At 33.8% G+C, this 20,437-nt stretch carries 19 protein-coding genes and 1 pseudogene; 10 read left to right on the forward strand and 10 right to left on the reverse strand.

The genetic code is table 11. The features are described 5' to 3' along the window. Positions 1-561: 561 nt before the first annotated feature. Positions 562-789, reverse strand: a complete 228-nt coding sequence (locus tag AB0A59_RS00005; RefSeq protein WP_458745368.1) for a pyridoxamine 5'-phosphate oxidase family protein — start codon at positions 787-789, stop codon at positions 562-564. A 504-nt stretch (positions 790-1,293) separates the two neighbouring features. On the opposite strand from AB0A59_RS00005, the pseudogene AB0A59_RS00010 reads away from it, so the two are divergent. Then, positions 1,294-1,831: pseudogene (locus AB0A59_RS00010) on the forward strand (isochorismatase family protein). A gap of 167 nt (positions 1,832-1,998) precedes the next feature. Here the strand turns inward: AB0A59_RS00010 and AB0A59_RS00015 are convergent. Continuing rightward, the gene (locus AB0A59_RS00015) at positions 1,999-2,919 is read right to left on the reverse strand and encodes an SDR family oxidoreductase (RefSeq protein ID WP_458745370.1); all 921 of its coding nucleotides are present in this window, start codon (positions 2,917-2,919) and stop codon (positions 1,999-2,001) included. A gap of 423 nt (positions 2,920-3,342) precedes the next feature. Between AB0A59_RS00015 and AB0A59_RS00020 the strand changes: the two genes are divergently transcribed. Beyond that, positions 3,343-4,098 carry a hypothetical protein gene (locus tag AB0A59_RS00020; RefSeq protein WP_458745372.1) on the forward strand — a complete coding sequence of 252 codons (756 nt, stop codon included), beginning with the start codon at positions 3,343-3,345 and terminating at the stop codon, positions 4,096-4,098. A 283-nt stretch (positions 4,099-4,381) separates the two neighbouring features. On the opposite strand, the gene AB0A59_RS00025 is transcribed toward AB0A59_RS00020, so the two are convergent. The 3 genes from AB0A59_RS00025 to AB0A59_RS00035 all read right to left on the reverse strand — a co-directional run bounded on the left by AB0A59_RS00025 (position 4,382) and on the right by AB0A59_RS00035 (position 6,231). Further along, on the reverse strand, positions 4,382-4,882 hold the full coding sequence (locus AB0A59_RS00025) for a hypothetical protein (protein WP_458745374.1): 501 nt from the start codon (positions 4,880-4,882) through the stop codon (positions 4,382-4,384). A gap of 203 nt (positions 4,883-5,085) precedes the next feature. Then, positions 5,086-5,298: a hypothetical protein gene (locus tag AB0A59_RS00030; protein ID WP_458745376.1), complete on the reverse strand. Its 213-nt coding sequence runs from the start codon at positions 5,296-5,298 to the stop codon at positions 5,086-5,088. 612 nt (positions 5,299-5,910) lie between these two features. Continuing rightward, complete coding sequence (locus tag AB0A59_RS00035; RefSeq protein ID WP_458745378.1) at positions 5,911-6,231, reverse strand: thiamine-binding protein; 321 nt, start codon at positions 6,229-6,231, stop codon at positions 5,911-5,913. A 425-nt stretch (positions 6,232-6,656) separates the two neighbouring features. Here AB0A59_RS00035 and AB0A59_RS00040 point away from each other — a divergent pair, with 425 nt between their 5' ends. Beyond that, the gene (locus AB0A59_RS00040) at positions 6,657-6,917 is read left to right on the forward strand and encodes a hypothetical protein (protein ID WP_458745380.1); all 261 of its coding nucleotides are present in this window, start codon (positions 6,657-6,659) and stop codon (positions 6,915-6,917) included. 135 nt (positions 6,918-7,052) lie between these two features. Here AB0A59_RS00040 and AB0A59_RS00045 read toward each other — a convergent pair whose 3' ends face one another. Then, positions 7,053-7,451: a hypothetical protein gene (locus tag AB0A59_RS00045; protein ID WP_458745382.1), complete on the reverse strand. Its 399-nt coding sequence runs from the start codon at positions 7,449-7,451 to the stop codon at positions 7,053-7,055. A gap of 510 nt (positions 7,452-7,961) precedes the next feature. Between AB0A59_RS00045 and AB0A59_RS00050 the strand changes: the two genes are divergently transcribed. Then, the gene (locus AB0A59_RS00050; RefSeq protein WP_458745384.1) at positions 7,962-8,756 is read left to right on the forward strand and encodes an alpha/beta fold hydrolase; all 795 of its coding nucleotides are present in this window, start codon (positions 7,962-7,964) and stop codon (positions 8,754-8,756) included. 78 nt (positions 8,757-8,834) lie between these two features. Here the strand turns inward: AB0A59_RS00050 and AB0A59_RS00055 are convergent, their stop codons facing one another. Next, positions 8,835-12,290 carry an adenylate/guanylate cyclase domain-containing protein gene (locus AB0A59_RS00055; RefSeq protein WP_458745386.1) on the reverse strand — a complete coding sequence of 1,152 codons (3,456 nt, stop codon included), beginning with the start codon at positions 12,288-12,290 and terminating at the stop codon, positions 8,835-8,837. Between the two features lie 379 nt (positions 12,291-12,669). On the opposite strand from AB0A59_RS00055, the gene AB0A59_RS00060 reads away from it, so the two are divergent. Next, positions 12,670-13,212 carry a hypothetical protein gene (locus tag AB0A59_RS00060; protein ID WP_458745388.1) on the forward strand — a complete coding sequence of 181 codons (543 nt, stop codon included), beginning with the start codon at positions 12,670-12,672 and terminating at the stop codon, positions 13,210-13,212. Here the strand turns inward: AB0A59_RS00060 and AB0A59_RS00065 are convergent. Further along, entirely contained in the window at positions 13,206-13,412 is a 207-nt protein-coding gene (locus AB0A59_RS00065) for a hypothetical protein (protein ID WP_458745389.1), read from the reverse strand. The genes AB0A59_RS00060 and AB0A59_RS00065 overlap by 7 nt on opposite strands. A 244-nt stretch (positions 13,413-13,656) precedes the next feature. Further along, positions 13,657-14,190, reverse strand: a complete 534-nt coding sequence (locus AB0A59_RS00070; protein ID WP_458745391.1) for a Chromate resistance protein ChrB — start codon at positions 14,188-14,190, stop codon at positions 13,657-13,659. 196 nt (positions 14,191-14,386) lie between these two features. Here AB0A59_RS00070 and AB0A59_RS00075 point away from each other — a divergent pair, with 196 nt between their 5' ends. Genes AB0A59_RS00075 through AB0A59_RS00085 form a run of 3 tightly spaced genes read left to right on the forward strand, consistent with a single transcriptional unit; the run spans position 14,387 to position 16,118 of the window. Then, positions 14,387-15,367: an HAD hydrolase family protein gene (locus tag AB0A59_RS00075; RefSeq protein WP_458745393.1), complete on the forward strand. Its 981-nt coding sequence runs from the start codon at positions 14,387-14,389 to the stop codon at positions 15,365-15,367. Between the two features lie 46 nt (positions 15,368-15,413). Then, positions 15,414-15,800 carry a fluoride efflux transporter FluC gene (locus AB0A59_RS00080; RefSeq protein WP_458745395.1) on the forward strand — a complete coding sequence of 129 codons (387 nt, stop codon included), beginning with the start codon at positions 15,414-15,416 and terminating at the stop codon, positions 15,798-15,800. 39 nt (positions 15,801-15,839) lie between these two features. Continuing rightward, entirely contained in the window at positions 15,840-16,118 is a 279-nt protein-coding gene (locus tag AB0A59_RS00085) for a DUF190 domain-containing protein (protein WP_458745397.1), read from the forward strand. A gap of 380 nt (positions 16,119-16,498) precedes the next feature. Here the strand turns inward: AB0A59_RS00085 and AB0A59_RS00090 are convergent, their stop codons facing one another. Beyond that, the gene (locus AB0A59_RS00090; RefSeq protein WP_458745399.1) at positions 16,499-17,599 is read right to left on the reverse strand and encodes a sialidase family protein; all 1,101 of its coding nucleotides are present in this window, start codon (positions 17,597-17,599) and stop codon (positions 16,499-16,501) included. Between the two features lie 198 nt (positions 17,600-17,797). Here AB0A59_RS00090 and AB0A59_RS00095 point away from each other — a divergent pair, with 198 nt between their 5' ends. Together AB0A59_RS00095 and AB0A59_RS00100 are read left to right on the forward strand one after the other, a co-directional pair. Next, positions 17,798-18,163: an ArsR/SmtB family transcription factor gene (locus AB0A59_RS00095; protein WP_458745401.1), complete on the forward strand. Its 366-nt coding sequence runs from the start codon at positions 17,798-17,800 to the stop codon at positions 18,161-18,163. Continuing rightward, positions 18,160-20,385 carry a heavy metal translocating P-type ATPase gene (locus AB0A59_RS00100; protein ID WP_458745403.1) on the forward strand — a complete coding sequence of 742 codons (2,226 nt, stop codon included), beginning with the start codon at positions 18,160-18,162 and terminating at the stop codon, positions 20,383-20,385. The genes AB0A59_RS00095 and AB0A59_RS00100 overlap by 4 nt, the downstream gene beginning before the upstream one ends. Positions 20,386-20,437: the final 52 nt, after the last annotated feature.

Genomic DNA, 20,437 nt, shown 5'->3' on the forward strand with positions numbered 1-20,437 from the left:
AATAACCGATTAGCATTCTATTCTAAGTGCATACTTTACGACTATTTTTACAAATGCATTCAAAAAGTTGGAGCCTTTCACACTTAATTTATGTAGGGTACTAAATTTGTTAACTTTACTTTCAGTAACACGATAGTCATATTGACCATAACCACAATGATCAAAAAACATTTTGATATTCAAACTTTAGTTAAATCAAGTAAAAGATATGATAAAAATAAAGCCAATCAAATAATTAAATCAAGCATTATTTTATGAAATTTTAGAGCCAGATCAGAATCACATTTTAATGAAGCATCTCTCTTCTAATCTGAATTCAATTCAAATCAATTCTTTTAACTTATCTACTTTGCAGTTAAGACATAGACACCTTACCAAAATCCCATGTAGAGAAAAACTTTGGTGTTATTTCAATTACGATACCTTCTCCGCTTTTAGAGCGTTCACTAATAGTCTTTGCCATTGGATTATCGAGTGTACCCAAATATTTGATGATAATCTTATCAGATATTGATATGACTGTTTGAACATCGTCGGAAATAGTTGCTACACCTTTACCTTTTACACCTTTATATGGACTGTTACCATCTTCGATACAGAAATAGATGGTAGGTCTTTGACATTTTGACTCTTATTTGTCTTTTTGCCTGTCATGATGAATAGTTTTTCTTCATTTTTGTCGTAGTAGAACCATACAGGTTGAATGTTAGGATCTCCTTTATTATCGATGGTAGCAAACTGTAAATTTAATTTATTTTCGAGAAATCGCTGGACCTCTTCCATAGTCATGCTAGGAATCTCGAGCTTGCTTTAAGGATCTTCACATTCTGAAATCATTCTTGTCGTATAAAAGTATTGTAGATCTAAGCCACCGTGTCGATCTTGAACTTTATTACCTGTAAACTGAATTATTTAAGTTACAACGTGTTATCATGGTCCAATAATTCTATGCCGATATATAATAGAAAGTATAGTAAATTAGTCAGGGCGCATGGGATTAAGTTACTTGTGATAATGGGGTTCTAATGCAAATACGGATCTTCCTATGACAAGAGGATTTGAAAGGATGTGACGGTATTGAAATTAAGTTGAGTTCATAACGTTCTTAGGGCATATTTTATCCCCCTCAATAATCACGTAGATATTGTTTAACGATAAGATTATTTGAAAATAAATATAACCGATAATATCAAAGATCTGCACGTTACTAGTATGAGAAAATAAAATATCCAGTATCAAAAGTATTAGTATCGTGGGATAAACCTGGCTAGGTATGCAATTTTAGTACTGGACATGTTAAATGACTTCATAAAAGGTAGTTTAAAATGTGAAAGGGCATTAGAGATTATTCCAAATATTCATGCTTTGTTGGATATAGCTAGGAAGAATCAAATTCCAATTTTTTATTGTGTAGATGAGCATCTTCTGACTGATAGATATGAATTAGACCTGTGGGGGCCTCATGCAATTAAAGGGACTATCGGACAGCAAGTTATTCATGAGTTAAAACCACTTAGGAGTGACAGAGTTATTCCCAAAAGAACGTATAGCGCTTTTGACCGAACTAACTTGGATAGAGAGCTAAATGAAGAATATAACGGAAAAGGTGTTGACACAATAATAATCACGGGTGCACACACACATTTGCGGAAAACATACATCTTACGACGCTTTTACAAGAGGTATGAAAATAATAATAGCAGAAGATGGAGTCCAAGCCTTTTCAGAAGATGATCATCTATCGGGTCTTGAATATATTAAAAAAATTTATGGCGCGGATATAATGAAGATAGACAAGATCATCAAACTTCTCGTTGCTAATAAACAGTAACTAACTCAGTATAACAAGAAAAGACGTGTGCAAGTTCCTGATATGGATCAGGACTATAAATTATTCAAATTTCAGCTAACTACATTATGTGCCAATTTAAAAGATGTTTCAATATTAGAAGTTATAAAAAGTATATAATTTATTATTCTAACTAATGCAGTTCTCATCTATTTTAACAGATCACTTTTTAACAATGTATGAAATTCATTATCAGTTAGTTCTTTTTTAAGCCTCGAGTATTTTTTTGAATCGTTTCCAACTGTTATTCTTAAGACGGGACTAGAAGTATTTGATTCATCAGAGACAATTCCAATACTAGTGATTATTTCGTCTGCAACAACCCCCGGATGAGGAGCTTTACTCATTGCATTAAAGTAAAATGTCAAGAATCTTTGCATGGTTTCATTATAGAAAGATAATGAAGTATCCTTATTATCATCGTCAAACTGGTTAATCTGAATCCCTTTTTTATCTACTCCATATTTATTTGAAGGTAAAACTAAATCTTGTACAAATTCGGTATTTATTACTCCAGGTTCAATTAATACCATTTTGATTCCATAAGGTTCTAATTCGTATGATAAAGCTTCACTCATTCCCTCTACTGCAAATTTTGTAGCAGAATAAACGGATTGAGAAGGTATTCCGGCCAATCCCGACATAGAACTAACATTGATTATTATTCCACCTTTTTGTTGTCTCATGGTTGGAAGAACATTTCGAATTACTCTCATAACACCAAAAACATTAGTCTCAAATTGTTTCTTGATTTCATCCATTGTAAAGTCCTCCATTGCTCCAAACAAACCATAGCCAGCGTTATTAATTAGGATGTCAATTCGACCATATTCATTTATTATTTTTGTTATTGCTGTTTTTACTGAATTATCATTATCAACATTCATTTCGAATACTTTTATCGGAATATTTTCTTTCTGTGCTACGCTTTCTATTTTATTGGACTTTTGTAAATCTCTCATGGTGGCACAAGTTAAATAACCATTTCGAGCTAGGGCCAAAGATGTCTCAAGGCCTATGCCTGTTGAGCTTCCAGTCACTACTGCAACTTTATTGTATTCGTTAGACATAACAAAAATCATGAGATGGAACAAGACTAAAAATGTTTTATTAGTCGTATAGAGAGTTTATTTTTCAAAGTATTTTCACTATGTTTTCGTTAAAAAATAGGAATAAGCTGTCATCCCGGTGTCCATGATATCATGCGTATATCAAAGATTCCTAGTGTTGATGGGTTCGGGATACAGAGTTGTACCTTATACATTATGCAAGCATACTCACTTGAATCCATATTTTCGGTTACTTTAAGAGATACTTTTGATAAATATCACAACTATAATAATCTGGCGAAATTATGTCCCATTATCTAATAAATAGATACAATTTTATTATTTGTAAGCAATAGAAAAAGTCTACTCTCATAAGGATTTGTTCGGACTTAACCATCATAAAAAGTTATATATCGATTTAGAATTGGAAACCTCATGGAAAAAATGATGATAATCTTATTGCTTATTATAGTTCTAACTGTAGTGTTACCTGTTAACTCCCTGTTTGCAATCAAAGGAAATGAAAGCTTTATAAATCAAGATAAGGTTAATCTGAATGCTAATATTTCTAGTTTAGTATATGACTTGAATTCAAAGCCATTTAATATAACCTATGCTGATTGGACTGAAAAATGGTGGCAATGGACGTATGCAATCCCTGGGAACAAGAATCCGTCTTATGATGACACTGGGGAATACTGTGACGAATATCAACATGGACCAGTATGGTTTTTGACTCAAGCGTTTGAGCATCCAGTAGAACGCAATTGTAACATACCTCAAAATACTGCATTGTTAATTACGCTATTAAATTCCGAATGTTCTTATGCTGAGTTTAAACATCTAAAAACAGAAAATGAACTAAGAGAGTGTGCTAAAAATATGCAAGATTTAGTTACTGGAGGAGAAGCATTCCTTAATAATATCACTATCCCTCATGTAGAAAAGTACCGTATTCAAACTGATCTATTTAACTTTACATTGCCTCAAGATAATATCTTAAATTTAACTGCTCAGACAACACAAGCTGTAGCGGATGGAAACTGGCTTTTTCTAAAGTCCCTACCTCCAGGTAAGTATGAGTTGAAGGTAAAAGGAGAAATAGATTCAAAAGTCTCTGCAAATGAAACGGGTGGTAATGAATATAGTGGTCCAATTGGTTGGAATCAAACTACTACATATAATTTATGGGTTAAATAATGGATTGTCACTAGTATCTTATCTCTTCGTCATCTAGTTTGAATTTAAGTAAATATTGATCCTTGAATATATTTTATTAGTTTGGATGCACCAATATGTTATCATTTTGAGTATAAATAAAAGCCTGTTCCTGAGTGACTTTTATCAATATATTTAGCAACTTTTTTATACAAGACAAAATTCATGGTGCTGTATTCTAGTAATAATTCTTATTCGTAGTTGGGGTTAAGTTCCTAGCTATAGTAGGATTCTAATGCAATGTAGATTTATTTGATGTTAAATCTTAGGATAAAGATTTGGTGGGTGTATGTTCTCCACTAATTATAGCTTGTACAATTGACCTTCTTGGCGTTGGCAATACTTCTCTATCGGAATAGCCTATTCGTAGAAGTAATTGTGGATTTGTGTCGCTATGACTAGGTATTAAACTGCCAAGACTTTTTCTCAATTCGGGGACCTCAATAGGCTGATTTAGATGGGAAGACCATATATTCTCGAATTTGAGATATAATAATATGTTTGATAATGCCAGGACTGCATTAAGCCATGAAAGCGTGTTATCGGAGTTTGTACCTATCACTAATAGAACAGGAGAACCTATAGCAAGTTCCTTGTCCTTGGCTGCTTGTCCTTTACCAAAGTCAAATGTTCGTATTACAAACGGGCCGACTAAAGACATGATATCGCCAAATCCAAACGCATAACCGGGCATCCCATCCCTAAGATGACTCCTATTTGTGTCGACCCATGAAGCCAATTCCCTCCTAAACTTTTTGTCTGACATTTGAATGATATCTCCTTGTGTAATCAGTTTAGCAAGTTGCTCTTTTTCCTCCCTGTTCTTCTCAATATGAAGTCATACGCTTTCAAATTTTTGAGCGATAAATTGAAGGTTGGAGAGAATTTCTTGTGAGATTTCCTTATCATCGTCAAATCTAAATCTATTTGTTCTTCTCATAGTAATTGAGTTAAACAACTTTTTAGTCCTTAATCTTTGATTTTCTCTAGTTTTTCATTAATGTCTATCACCCTAACGGTAGCCAACAAATCATCATGATCACTCTCGTCTTCTCCTTTTTGTTGTGGTAACAAGGATATTTCAAATCTATAGCCAAAGTATGATATTATCAACTGCAAATTAAACAAGGCAGTTCCACAACTAATGGTCAATTCCCTATCCTCAGGGTCTACAACAGGCAATGCTCTTGTTCTGTCTGCATAGAGATGAATTGTGTTATCATCATCAAATATTCTAAATGCTGATGGTTGAGCATTGTGGCCTGATGGGGCTAAAATAGCATAATTGAGAAAAAAAATATTAACTTATCAAATGGTTTATCATAACTAGAAAACCCAGTTTCAGACACATTCCAAGGTTTAAGACCCATTTGATCCATGGGTTTTTTTGTTGATAGCGGCATGATATTAAAAGAAGGAGCAATTAGAAAAGTATTATTCAATGTATAAAGCTATTAGACAGTATTTTTTTAGCATTCTAAAAATATATAATGCTAAATTTGGTTGGGACTTTTCATTGGTTCATATTATAAGTATAATTAAACCTTGGATTTAAAGACAATTGCTTATTGATAGGTTACCTTTATTATCTATAATATCTGTGTAAGCATTTATCACATAAAATATTGAAAACCAATTTGGGCGCGCGGGGATACGGTTCAATGTTGAATAGAATCCAATATTTAGAGCAATGAACACAGTATCAATATCCTGAAAAGTTTAGCAAGATAATAGAGACATTTCTTTCAACAACGCCATAGTATTATGTTGTTTAATATTCTACTTTTCTTATACTCAACCAACTCTCTCTTCTACCGTTTCTGATTTATAAAATCTTTCATCTATATGAATTGATGAAATTATTCGTGAAATTCCTATATCCTTAAGAGATAGATGGGCATACTCTATTGCTTTTAAAATATTTTGAATCGATTTAGATTTTATTTGAATACTCATGCCCGTTACCACAACATTAATTCCTTTAACTTTTTTAATAGCATAAGTAGCAATTGCTAGTTCGTCCCTCATGCTTGGAGGTAATTGATCATTTGAATAATGTTTTTCTAGGAGGACTATATTAAACTCCGCAACAACCTCACGATTTTCACAAGTCATTTTTAATCTAAAGTATTCTTGTTAATTAAGTCTTGATTTCAACTAAAATCTATAATCGATAGGTAAATTACACCATTTGAAAGTCGTACAATTCTTTTATATCCAAATGTGATAGTCTTTAATAATCGGACAATATATTTACTATATTAAAGAACGGGCATCCACCATTAAAATTCAACGTGCTTTACGATATAAGAATAACAAGTGGTATGAATTATTGCTCCAAATATATCAGCAATGGGTGCAAAATTGTGGCTATTTTAATTTGTAAACTAAAAGTGTTTGTTCAGAAGATATGTAATGGAGTATGATAGTGTCTTAGCGGTATTTGGATTGGGAATTTGTCTCTGGGTCCATATAGAGAAGGACCATACGTAATGTGAAAACCTTATTAGTTTTTGCAATTATACATAAGCGAAAGTAAGATGACCGATTCACTCTCTGACGGTATGGGCTGGAGGGTTACCATATCTATTATTACCTTTTTCGCTTCTATAATAGGTATTATCATCTGGTTATTCTTCTTTGCTGAAAGTTTCACTATCTATCAGAACGTTGCCATAATTATTGTGATCTTCTTAGGATTCATCGCTGTAATGGCGGCCACGTGGGCCTCTTGGGGTATGAAGCAAAGTAGAGAAGGAAAATGGCGAAGTAGCAGCAGGAAGAAAGGCGATCTTCAATAAGATAGGTCATTTAGTTTTGGCGCGTGGGATTAAGTTCCCAGTGGTAATAGAGTTCTATGAAATAATTAATTATACCAGATTAATCCTAAATTAAACTGAAAGTACAAATTAAAAAAAAGATAGGTGAATTTGGACTTAGCTTTGTGCTAATGCGTTGTTTCCTGAATTTTCTTGATTCTGAACGTTTATGTTGTTACCAGAGCCTATTGTATCTCCACCAGAAACTACATGACTATTTTGGTTGGATGATTGTGATTGGCTGATGCTTTGTTCTGCAGAGTTTCCACCTTTTCCACTACCACTGCCTTGTTGTGCTAATGCGTTGTTTCCACTGTTCTTTTGGTTTTGGAAGCTAAGGTTATTACACGACACGAATATTTCAGTTCCAGATGCACACAATGCGTTCTGCACTGATGCTTGTAATTGAGATATTGATTGTTGAGCTACGTTTCCACCTTTGTATTTCTTTTTGGTTGCAAAGGCGTCGTTATCCATAGCCACAATGGGGCTTGCAAAAAGAGCTAATGCGACCACTATTGCAATTGAGGCGACAATGAGTTTGTTTTTGGAAATTCTTTATTGTTAAGAAGATTTAAAAGTTCATTATAAATACTCGTGTAGTGAGAACATTCTATTTTTCTTTCTAGATTAGCGAGTGATTCTTTTGGACTTTCACATAATTGATTGGTGTTACTGGAAAGATTCAACTAATAAAATTTTGCTCTTTGAATATATAACAATATAGGCAGAACCCACACTTGAGGCGCCGGGAGTGGGACTCGAAGCCCTGTTATAAAAACAGGGAATCTAATTCTAAATGGATTGTCAAAAATTAGAAAGAAATGGGATTTGTTTGCTCATATGTTAGGTAGTGATACATAGTTAGTAAATATCAAACTGGATACAAAATCATGAAATTAAAGGTATCAAGATTCAATAAAACTCTAATTAGTTCTTGAACGATTGTTATTAATTGCTTGTGTGTGGAGTTGATTACCATCCTCATAAATAAACCTTATATATATTTTGAAGCAATTGAAAACTATGGGTAAGTTAAAGCTTGGAGATTTAAATCTATATTACGAGGAGGCTGGTAGTGGTGACCCTCCGATTTTGTTGGTCCATGGTGGGATGGATGATCATACCCACTTTGCTCCTCAGTTTGAGCATTTTGGAATTAATCATAGAACAATAGCTGTAGATTTAAGAGGATATGGCAAAAGTGATAAACCAAGACAACACTATACTATAGCTGGTTACGCCGACGATCTTGTTTGGTTATGTAAGGAATTAAAGATCGTAAAACCTGTAATCATAGGACATAGTATGGGAGGATTAATAGCTTTAGAACTTGCTTCAAAGTTTTCCGATTTACCCTCAGCCATAGTGATCCTCGATTCTCCGGTTATCCCTCCCAAGGAGTTCATTGAAGGATTGAAACCACTTGTCTTGGCAATGCAAACACAACAATATCGTGAGAATTTAAAGAATTTTCTGCTTCCATTCATTGGGTTTACTAATGATCCTAATCGTAAAGATCGACTGTTGCAAGAGCTGCTGTTGGTCGAACAACACGTAATTGCTTCCACTCTAGTTAGCTACTCTACATATGACTCCGTTTCAGCTGCTTTAGCCTGTAAGGTGCCGGTACTTTATATAGGATCGGGAATTCCATTCTCAGATTTATCTCACTTCAATAGTCTATGTCCTCAGCTTATTGTAGAGAAAACCTTTGGCTCGGGACATTATCATCAGCTTGAAGTTCCACAACAGGTTAATTCACTTATCGACAGGTTTCTAATAAAAATACTAAACTCCAAACGTGTTTCTTCACAATAAAACATTAGATATTGAAACGATGATTTTCTACCATGGGGAACATAAGAAGAAGGATTATTACTCATACGAATAATTAGGTCATTGCAAAGATTCAAGTATTGTTCTTGCTTCCTGAATATCTTTTGTCTCAAAACCTTCTGTAAATTTTTCAAAGACTGCGCGAAGCATCTTTTGAGCTTCTTTAATCTTTCCTCTTTTTTTCCACAAGTGAAATAAACTTAATACACTGCGTAATTCAAAAGATAATGCCATTCTTCTATTGGCCAAGTCAATAGCTATGAGATAGGATTTTTCAGCCTCAAGTTCATTTTTATCGGCCATTATAGCTAGGTCTCCTTTTATTCGGTATAACTCAGATTCGTACCATAGTTCTTTGTTTCTACTGACCATATCTAATGCCTCTGACACTACTTTTTGTCCCTCTATAACATCTCCATTTTTCTTGTGAGCCTCTGCCAATAAGGCAAGATAATATGTCTTGTTTACGGCCGATTCTGTCATCTTTAAATTAGCTAGGCCATCTTGAATTTGGATTATTCCTCCTTTGATGTCTCCTTTTTCTACCACTGACCAACCTTTCAAAATACTAGATATTGACCCAAAATAAGGAAAATCATTGTCAGTTGAAAGGATTATTGCCTCCTCGGCCCATCGGTAAGTCATAAGGTGATCATGACGAAGCTGATAAATTTTAGATGTACCAAATAAAGCATATGCCAAACTAAAGGGATGATTACGGTTCCTAGCCAAGTTAACGGCTTCGCTGATTTTTTTCAATGATTGATCTGGATATCCCATAGTCCAAAGGATAAATGCGTCATAGGATAAACAAACAAACAAAGGATCTTGACCTAAAAGAAATGTATGTATGTAATGAAGTTGGGGATCGTACATTGCAATGACTTTTTCGAAATTTCTATGTGCATATTGAAAATCTCCACGCCAAAATGATGTTACACCTATTATAAAGTAAGTGTCCATCAGAAATTGCTGGTGTGTATTTTGGTTAACGAGCTTTACAAGTCTGTTTGCCAGATCCTGTGCGACTTCAAAATTTGCTCTGAGCAAATAAAATCTCCATAATCCAAAAAAAACAGGAAATAGTAACGACGATTGTCCGACTTGTTCACATAACGTTTTGGCTCTGTCATATACTCTTTTTACCTCAGCCGATGCCGGCCCCTTGGTTGCCATAAGAGCTGGTCCAATAGTGGTAAGTACATCTATTTCCTGTTGTACGCGCATAGGTGAATCTGCTAAATTATTGAGTAACTCTAATCCTTTTGTGAGGTGACTTACTGCCTCTACATTAGAAGATCTTTGAATAGCTTTTCTTCCTCCTGATTGCCATAATGGGATTGCTATTTCAAAGAGTTCTGCTTCTGTGTAATGATGAGCCAAAAGTTCAGGCTGTGTTTCGATTACGTACGGAAGTACCTGCTTGATTGCGTCAGCTGCTTTCCTATGCAATATTCGACGACTGGACTTTAACAATGTTTCATAAGCTACATCTCTTGTTAATGCATGCTTGAAAGTATAAGATGTGTTGTTCTGTATCTGCATCGTGAATCCATTTCTAGTAAGATTATCTAGATTCTTTATTAGATCAGTACTTTCAAGTTCTGATACTTTTTCTAACACGCGAATGTTTAACTCGCGTCCTATAACACTCGCAACTTGTAGTATATTCTTTGACTGGGTATCAAGTCTATCTATACGTGCAGCCAAAACACCATGAACCGTTTGTGGAATATTTAGCTTGTTGAAATGCATTACAAAAGAATAAGAGCCGTTTAAATCAACAGAGTTAGTTTCTCTTAGATTGTGGATAAGCTCTTCAATAAAAAAAGGATTCCCTTCGGTGCGATCCATAATAAAGTCCTGTAGCTTCTTAGAGACGGGAGCATCAAATAGGGCTCGTACAAGTGTATAGCCTTGGGTAACGGGAAGCGAAGTTAACTGAATTGATATATATGATTTTAATCCCTTCCAAGGAGGCTGGAACTCAGGACGTGACACAAGAATTAACATAATATGATTAGGTTCCGTCTCTTTCATCATCCAATCTAAGAACTCTAGAGATGTTTCGTCCATCCACTGTAAGTCATCAAGAACCAAAACCAAAGGTCGATCCACAGAAGCTTGTTGAAACAGAGCCCCAAGACCTTCAAAGGTTTTTCTTCTTCTTATCTCAGGCGAAAGCTGATTGTAGTTTTTATCACTAGGTTCAAGGGAAAAAAACTCTTCAAAACAAGAGATGTGCTCTTTAATCCCGTCAAGCTTTTGTTTTAGATATTCTCTCTTGTCTTCAGTAACCGGTTCTAGTAGACCCAGATATTGAGCGACTATATCAATAAAAGGTTGATAGGGAGATATTCGACCATAGGGTTTGCATTGTCCTTCAAGAAAGGTGATTGAAGACGAAGATATCTGTTGAAAAAACTCGTGTAATAACCGTGATTTACCAACTCCTGGATCCGCAGAAATACCTACGATACATCCTTCCCCTTTTATCAGTTTGGAGAACAGATTTTTTAACAAAGCTAACTCATGTTCACGCCCAACAAAAGGACTTAATCCTTTAGACTTTAACTTATTAAAACGGCTTTGTATAGGTCGCATACTCAGAGGGAGGTATACTTTAATAGGTTTTTCCTTTCCCTTAACAGTAATTTCACCTACTTGGTCAAAATTAAAGACATCTTTGGTAAGGGTATATACGCTTTCACCTACAAGTATCTGACCTGATTGAGCTGCACTTTGAATTCTTGATGCAGTATTGACAGTGTCCCCTATAACGGTATATTGTTTTCTTAAATAGGAACCTATACTTCCGGCTACAACCAAACCAGTGTTAATTCCCACATGCATATGAATTGGAATAGGCAAAGTCTTATTCAATTCATCTAAAGCCTCCATTATCTCCATGGCTGTCTTAACTGCGCGCTCAGGATCATCTTCGTGTGCCACGGGAGCACCAAATAATGCAATAATACAGTCTCCCATATACTTGTCAACAGTTCCCTCATATCTGTAAATGATTTCTGTAAGCTTGTCAAAACAATTGTTTAGAATATCTATCACCTCTTCCGGATCAAGTTTCTCAGACATTTTCGTGAATCCACTAATGTCTGTAAATAACACAGTAACATTTTTTCTCTCACCTTTCATCTGTATTGCATTAGGGTGAATTCTCCTTGATGGTAACTGTACAGATGATGCTAATGAGTTTATCTTAAAATACCATGCTGATTCAGATTCGGGTGCAGCAAGTTCGATTCCACATTCATCACAAAACTTTGCTGTTGTTCGGACCTTATGTCCGCAATCAGTACATGATGTATTTAAATCCGTGTGACATTCTCTACACGTCTGAGATCCAGGCAAGTTCTCAGAATTACATCTGGGACATGTATGTTTTAGATTTTTGTTATTGTTGATGGGCCTCATTACTTCCACCAATATTCCATTATAACCAAAGCCTGGAATTGTAGATTTTGGTCGATATTCCCCATTACTGTATATAATTACCAAAGTCGAATATAAGGATTCTTTAAATCTAAATGGTTTATTATTTTAATAGAAAACAGAATAATTACATGAAAACCTGTTTTAAAGAATCATATAATAACGCATGATACGATGGCATTTTATGGATTTGTTTACATATTAGGTGGTCATGAGTTTAAACATTGCAAGTCAGTTTTAATAATAATAGATGAACCAAGATCGCTAGAAGTGGGACTCGAACCCCGATGGTCAACTTGGGGATTCTCTATCGAAATTTAAATTTCTCAATTATGTATAAAATGAGTATATTGATTCACTAATATTCTATAGTTTATCATGAAGCGTCATATGATTTCTACCAATGAACAGTAATTTTTTATTATTAGTGTTTACATCGGTAATCATGAGAGGCTCATTTAATTTACGAGTTATTGTAATACTTTATTTTACGTTTATCATATTCCAAAGTGCCAATACTAACTTAGTGGTTACATATGCACAAGAATCATCTTTGGATTCTTTACAGAATGGCTTATCGCAACCTATGAATAGTCACAATATGACTCAAATGATGCAAAGAGGTAATCTTGCCATGGGGTTTGATCAGTCCAAGATCGCTCATGAATTCTCTACAACTAAGGATGGAGGACAAATAAAGATAACAGCCTTGGATGAGAAAGACAACAATATTATTAACCAAATTAAAAGCCACACAAGAGATATACAAAATGACTTTACTGAAGGAAACTTTACAAAACCTTTCTTTATTCACGCAGAATCTGTTCCTGGCACAGATGCTATGACTCAAAATAAAGATCAAATACAATACAAGATACAGGATTTAAAAAATGGCTCGATCTTGTTATTAATTACAAATAATTCAAGTCTAGTAAGTTCTATTAATCAATTTATGACTTATCAATCAACAGAGCATACAGGTCACTGAATAAAGCTCAAAAGAATTAACCTGAAATAGTATTCGCTGTTTTCATCTTCTGATTTTTCATTTACTCTCTGTTCCTTAAGGTTTTTTAAAATCTTATTGACTCTATACTCTTGATGTAACTTTTTAACACCTTTCATCATAATTGGAGCTAAAATCATACCGATTATCATGCCTAACGACATATCAATAATATTGACCATTAACTGCTTCAAAATAGGATAGACCTCGACCAAATTAAATTATGCAAATTATCAATTTGCTTTTCTCTCTTCTGGTTAACAAAGTTCTCAATCAAATATACGTTAAATAGCCAAGAGTAAATTTGAAGCTCACAAAAATAGGGAATCCAAAAAAGTGGAACATTGCAATAAGCAGTAGGATGGGATTTGTATACATGTCAGATAGTCATGGGTTTAGTTATTCCATTTTATCATTTGATAGATATCATTTTGGAAAGGATAATTCCGCAAATTGATCCATTGATTCTTGGCATTTCTTTAAACATTCTTTTAGATTTGTAATTTTAGGTGATGTTTTTATCCAGTCTTTCGACATGACCTTCTCTACCCACCTGTTTAATCCATCAAGAACTTCTTCCATCTCTTCTACCTCTTCCTGTGTAAATTTTTTGTTTTTAATGTTCAAGTCAGTCTCTTCTATGAACTCTTCACATTCCTCATAGATTTCGTCGTACTGCTTGTCTCTTTCTTCTCTGAACATTTCTAACATCTTATTATGTTCTTTTTCGTCATATTCATTAGTAGATATTTGGATGAATTTACCATTGTCAAGTATGATTCTGGAAATATCTTCAATTTTTTCCCTATTTTCCTTGTTGTTAGGCAGTATGCAAAACGACATTTGAGGGTACAATGCCCCTATTTTTTTAAACTCCCTCCATATCCTTACCCTTAGTTTTGTAGGTTCGGTAGGAACATCATAAAAAACAATTATCCATGATGTTGGCTTATCAATCATTTGGTTGCTATAAGACGACACCTATTAAATAATAAAAATTATCCTTTACCTAGTTCATTCGATTAGTCAACATGATTCCCTTAAAAAAGGCTATTCGGATATTAAGAATTAATAATTTCGATAATGTATATTGCTGAATAGCATAAATGTAACTGCCGTTACATTTATTAATTCTTGTATTTGCTTTAACCCTTGTTTGGATAATAATTGTAAAATTATCGCAATCTTGTCTGATTATGATGGCACGCTATGTCCAACATCTCATATCGATTTACAAGATAACAATTCAGGATTTGTTCCGGGGGAATTAGAAGATATATTAGTTGATGTTTCATCTACTATTCCAATTTGTATAATATCTAGCAAGGATTTCTATTTTTTATATAAACGAGTTAGAAAATTTTCTAAAATAATATCATGTATGCTAGGAATAGAAACATTGTTTTTGAACGATGCTAGGAAAACGAACGATAAAGACCGAAAAGTTACAAACGCAGATAATTCAAAACCTCAAATTGATTCTTTAGATATAGAGATTGACAAACTTAGTACTTTTAGACATTTATTGATTGACAATGAGACCATAATAGAAAACTCCATCATATTAAAAGAGATTTCAAGTTTTCTTGAAATTAATTTTCCTTTCATTAACGTAGAAAAGAAATTCTCAACAATAGCCAAGGACGTGGTAGGTGGAATAACAATAGATTGGAGAAATGATAAAAGTGAGGATTGGGTGTCCAACGCCAAAAAATATAAAAAAATCGTCAAGGAGAGTATGTACAATGCGTTCAAAAAAGCCAAACTAGTAAAAAAGGAGTCTAACAAGAATTTTGAATATTATCTTAAAAAATTCTTTATCCAAGAATATGCAACTCACCCGTTCATCGATATTTATGGTACAAAAACAAGTAAAGGAGATGCCTATGATTGTGTTGTTTCAGAGCTATTTAACCTAAACAATGGTATTGGAAAAGTATTATATTTAGGAGATTCAGAAAACGACAATCCTGCTTTTAGGAAAGCTGATATCTCTATAGGTATAAATTCAGATACAAGGCTTAGACCTGACCTGACGTCTAAATACAGATTAGACTATCAAGACTTGCCTAACTTTTTAAGAAAATTATCTCAAAATAATTTTGAATTTCAAGAATCATTGTTGAACGCTAATTGAGAGCACAATTCATACTCGGTCTATTTAGAAATTTTGGGTTTTTAACTTGATTAAAGAATTAGTAGACATTTTATTTCTTAGTATAGGTGCAATCGGAGGAGCGTTCATTAGATACAAAATCACATCATATCCTGAAATATATGGTGTCATGGGATCAAATGTTATAATTGTTAACATAATTGGAAGTTTTATCTTGGGAGCTTTTTCAATTATTTCTGCTTATTATAACTTGGATACAAAATATTCATTTCTTATTGCGATTGGATTCTGTGGGTCTTTAACTACGATGTCTTCTTTAGCATTGGAAAGTACTATTATGTTTGAGAACAGAGAACTCTTGAATGTGTTCATAAATGTAGTGGCAAATGTGTCTTTCTCCATATTGTCGTTGGTTGGTGGCAGAATTTTATTAACAATGCTTTTGCTATCATAAGATATGACATTTAAGAAAATGATCTGTTTAACCATTCGAATGAAAAAAAATGACGTTGTTGATGGTAAAAGAATGGAAAAAAGGATCATTGATTTTTTGATCAAAGCAAATATTCTTGGTGCAATCGTTTGGCTTGGGGTAGATGGATTTGGTAGAAGAGGTAAGTCAACAGTGCATTTAGAAGGACTAATGATAAATCAACCAATGATGATCGAATCAGTAGATGAGAGAGAGAAAATTGAACCACTATTAATACCATTAAAAAGACTAATAGGAGATAATGGCTTTATTACCATCCACGAAGTAGATGTGGTATAATGTACTATATGTAATTGGATTACCTCGGTGATAGCATTGATATATAGAAAAAAGTTTGAATGAATAACAAATATTGATCTACTATTGGTAACATCAGCAACCTGGTGCCATTTGATTTGACCTGTTGTTTCGCATAGACAATATTTGATGTACATATTATAATACGACTATTAAATATCAGGGTTTGTTAAGACAATTCTGCAATATTTTATAGTATCTTTTTTTCTTAAGGAACAAAAACTTGATAAGTTGAACAATAAAAAACCAGACGAACTTGGGACTCGAAGCCCTGTGATAAAAACAGGGAATTTAATTCCTCATGAACATGTACTTACAATCCTAGTATGCGAATAGTATATCATCAGAACCTATCTGTGGGCTTAAATTCTTTCAACTAATTTGTTGTTATTTGTTCCTTCTAGTGTCCAGGTTTTTCCATCGTCTTTACTGCTGAATACACTTGATGCTACATCAGTTTCCATACTATCCTGAGTTACAGCAACATATACTTCTCCATTGTTACCGAAGGCAAATTTACTTACAAATACTGATCCTGTAATTTGTCCATCTGTCTTCGTCCATGTTTTTCCACCATCCATTGATTTTATGATAAATCCGCTTTCGGTCTGACCAGCTGAATTAGGAACTGCAAAGGCATATGCTGTATTGCCATCTGAGGATATTCCTATACCAGCAATCATTGTATCATTGCCACTGATTAATTCATTGTTTATTTTTTGCCAGTTCTCTCCTTGGTCCATACTTGAGAATAATCCACCAGTTGTAGCTGCATAGACGTTATTTGAATTAGATTGATTGGCAGCCAATGTAATAACTTGTTGCCCGTCAGGGGGGCTGGTGATGGTCCAATTCTTACCGCCATCGGTAGAAATAAAGATGTTATCACCCATTCCACTTGCGGCATAAATAATTTCAGGATTATTTCCAATAGTCATTGTATGAAGATCAATAGGGGTTGGAGTCGTTACATCTGATACTTTTTGCCATGTTACTCCATAATCATCACTTATTCTAAAGCCCAAATTACCACCTGTTTGAGGATGTCCACTTGAATACATAACACCTTTGTTTGATGGATCAATTGTAAAACCCATTAAATCTGACTTATCGCTACCAACTTCAACCCAACCAGAAGTATTAGAAGAATTATTACCGATTTCCTTTTTGAACAAGCCATTATGGGTTGCTAAATATAGTGAATTACTATCGTCACCTGTCTCTGAGGAGTAAATCCCTACACCATGTACATCCATCCAATTGCCTGTTAGGTTTTGACTTGAAGAAGTGGAACTGATATTTTCAGTGGCAGAAGTGGTCATAAAACCTATTATTGCTATACTAGCAGTTAACACAACAACAATGGATACAGCTAACACAATCCGTTTTGATTTTTGACTGTTTTTGTTTAATATTTTCTTATTATTAGCTTTGTTATTTGATTTAATTTTCTTTGTACCCAATTAATTCACTAACCTAAAGCTAGTATACCCATATTAAACAGGACCGGTTTACAATTGCAAAATTATGACCATGATAGAATTTAACAAAAGTAAAGAAATATTTATCTAAATGTTTTCTTTGTATAGTCAAAGTTAGTGGAATTACCCAAAAGTTTTAGTATCTTGTATTAACATATTAACATATCATTGAGTGATAATATGTCAATCAATATTCAGAAATTATCTCTAAAAGCCAAGCTATTTAGAGGCTTGGCTGATACTACAAGACTTTCCATTCTAGAATGTCTTAGAAACGGAGAGAAAACTACGTCAGAAATAGTAAAGGAGACTAACCAAAACCAATCAAATATATCGAATCATTTAGCTTGTCTACTAGATTGTGGATTAGTTAGAAATAGACGAGAAGGAAAGAACGTCTTTTATAATCTAAATAATGAACGAGTCGCACGATTATTAGCGGAAAGTGATTCTGTTCTAACTGAGATTATTAGCGGATTGTATAGGTGTGTAAATTACAATGAATCTTTGGTAGACATAAAGAAAAAGAAGGAAAGCTCAAATTGAAAAGGAAATTTACCTTATCTTCTGATATCCCAGTAGGAAATAAAAAAGATAATTTGATACAAAAGGATAAAAACAATCTCGAAAATTTAAATGAGATTGAGGATAATTGCGGTTGTGGTTGTTCTTGCAGTTCAGAATCATCACAAATACCGTCATCATCATTGTCTACAGGAACCATGATGGAAAACTCTTTTGAAAAACAACACATGCAAAAGGAAAGAGAAAGGAAACAAGACAAACAAGCAAAGATACTCATTCTGATAGGACTAGCACTAACTATTCCATTAGTCATATTAGAATTACTAGAATTCTATAATCTAGTTAGAGATAGCGTACTTTTTGGATATATTCTTTTAATCTTAGCCACTCCTATCCAGTTTCTATTAGGTAGACCATTTTACAAACGTTTTTACAATTCTATTAGAAAAAGAAAAAGTTTTACCGTTGATACATTAGTGGTATTAAGCACATCTGTAGCATATGTATATAGTGTAATTGCTCTCTTTACCAATCAAGGCGTGAGTTTTTTTGAAGCGTCTGCATCAGTATTAACAATATTTACAATCGGAGAATACATTGAAAGTAGAACGTTAAAGACAACTTCGGAATCTATCAAAAAACTTGTAGCTCTTAAACCTAAAAAGACCATTATCATCAGAGAAAATGGAAAACAAGATGAGATACAAGTTGATAATTTAAAAATCAATGATGTTTTTATTGTAAAACCTGGTGAAAACATCGCAACTGATGGTATTATCATCTATGGAGAAACCTATGTCGATGAATCTGCAATAACCGGTGAATCAATTCCAGTTGAAAAAAGGTTGAAGGATAAGGTTATCGGAGGTACTGTAAATAAAAATGGCTACATTCACGTTAAAGCAACAAGTGTTGGAAGCCAAACAGTATTAGCAAATATCATAGAATTAGTTTCAAAGGCACGAACAAACAAGCCTTCAATCCAAAGAATTGCAGATAAGTGTGCCAAATATTTTATTCCCATTGTATTTTCTATGGCAATTGTTTCTTCTCTCTACTGGTTAATAATAGCACAGGTTCCAATACAATTTGCTATCACAGTTTTTGCGACAGTTTTGGTAGTATCATGTCCATGTGCTTTAGGTATTGCAACTCCTATGGTTGTATCTTTGGCAATTGGTATAGCCGCTAAACAAGGTATTATAATTAAAGGGGGTGTGTATCTTGAGAAATTAGCCTCTGTAAATACAATAGTATTTGATAAGACAGGAACGTTGACTAAAGGTAAACCAGAAGTAACAGATCTTATTCCAATTAAAGGATATGATAAATATTATCTACTACAAATGGCAGCTTCTTCTGAAATAAAATCAGAACATCCAATAGCACAAGCGATTGTAAAAAAGGCAAAAGAAGAAAAAATAGCCTTACATGAAGTTACTGAATTCAATACAGTGACTGGTCATGGAGTTATGGCTAAATATGACCAAAAACAGATATTGATTACAAGTCCACACTCCAACAAGCAAAATGTTCTCAAAAGCAATGAAAATTCCTTGCCTCGTTTTCAATCTAAGGTTCCCATAGAACTGGAACCAAAAATAACAGAATTAGAGTCAGAAGGCAAAACCGTAGTATTAATTTTTTTAGAATCGAAGTTAGTTGGTCTCATAGCAGTCGCAGATGTAATAAGAGAAGATGCAGTATCAATAGTTAAAAAAATCAGATCAATGGGAAAGGAAGTAATTCTTTTAAGTGGAGATAATCAAAGAACAACTCAAGCTATAGCCAATAAAATAGGCATCACAAATGTATTTTCAGAAATGTTACCACAACAAAAGGTAGAAAAAATAAAAAATTTACAGGAGAAGGAAAATCGTGTGGTAGCTATGATTGGAGATGGAATTAATGATGCGCCCGCCTTAACTCAAGCCGATATTGGAATAGCAATAGGGTCAGGTACAGATGTAGCCAAAGAAGCAGGACATATTATTTTAATAAAAAATAATCTATCGGATATCTTGTTCACACTACAGTTATCTAGCTACTCATTAAAAAAAATAAAACAAAACCTAACGATTTCTTTTGCTTATAACTCTATAACTATTCCTATAGCTGCTGGCTTGTTATTTGGATTTACCAATTCTCTCATATTAACACCTGCTTTGGCAGCGTTAGGATGGGTAATAAGTGATACACTCGTTTTTGGTAATTCCTTACTATTAAGGAGATTTAAAACTTAAAAATAGAATTCATTTCTACATTTGGAAAACATATTGATCGGAGTCATTATGT

Source organism: Candidatus Nitrosocosmicus sp. T, assembly GCF_054408485.1.

Coding starts and splice junctions, on each gene's coding strand:
- AB0A59_RS00070 (WP_458745391.1), bottom strand. CDS start 14,190: ATGATTGATAAGCCAACATCATGGATAATTGTTTTTTATGATGTTCCT.
- AB0A59_RS00025 (WP_458745374.1), bottom strand. CDS start 4,882: ATGTCAGACAAAAAGTTTAGGAGGGAATTGGCTTCATGGGTCGACACA.
- AB0A59_RS00020 (WP_458745372.1), top strand. CDS start 3,343: ATGATGATAATCTTATTGCTTATTATAGTTCTAACTGTAGTGTTACCT.
- AB0A59_RS00005 (WP_458745368.1), bottom strand. CDS start 789: ATGACTATGGAAGAGGTCCAGCGATTTCTCGAAAATAAATTAAATTTA.
- AB0A59_RS00050 (WP_458745384.1), top strand. CDS start 7,962: ATGGGTAAGTTAAAGCTTGGAGATTTAAATCTATATTACGAGGAGGCT.
- AB0A59_RS00060 (WP_458745388.1), top strand. CDS start 12,670: ATGAGAGGCTCATTTAATTTACGAGTTATTGTAATACTTTATTTTACG.
- AB0A59_RS00040 (WP_458745380.1), top strand. CDS start 6,657: ATGACCGATTCACTCTCTGACGGTATGGGCTGGAGGGTTACCATATCT.
- AB0A59_RS00015 (WP_458745370.1), bottom strand. CDS start 2,919: ATGTCTAACGAATACAATAAAGTTGCAGTAGTGACTGGAAGCTCAACA.
- AB0A59_RS00065 (WP_458745389.1), bottom strand. CDS start 13,412: ATGGTCAATATTATTGATATGTCGTTAGGCATGATAATCGGTATGATT.
- AB0A59_RS00035 (WP_458745378.1), bottom strand. CDS start 6,231: ATGACTTGTGAAAATCGTGAGGTTGTTGCGGAGTTTAATATAGTCCTC.
- AB0A59_RS00095 (WP_458745401.1), top strand. CDS start 17,798: ATGTCAATCAATATTCAGAAATTATCTCTAAAAGCCAAGCTATTTAGA.
- AB0A59_RS00085 (WP_458745397.1), top strand. CDS start 15,840: ATGAAAAAAAATGACGTTGTTGATGGTAAAAGAATGGAAAAAAGGATC.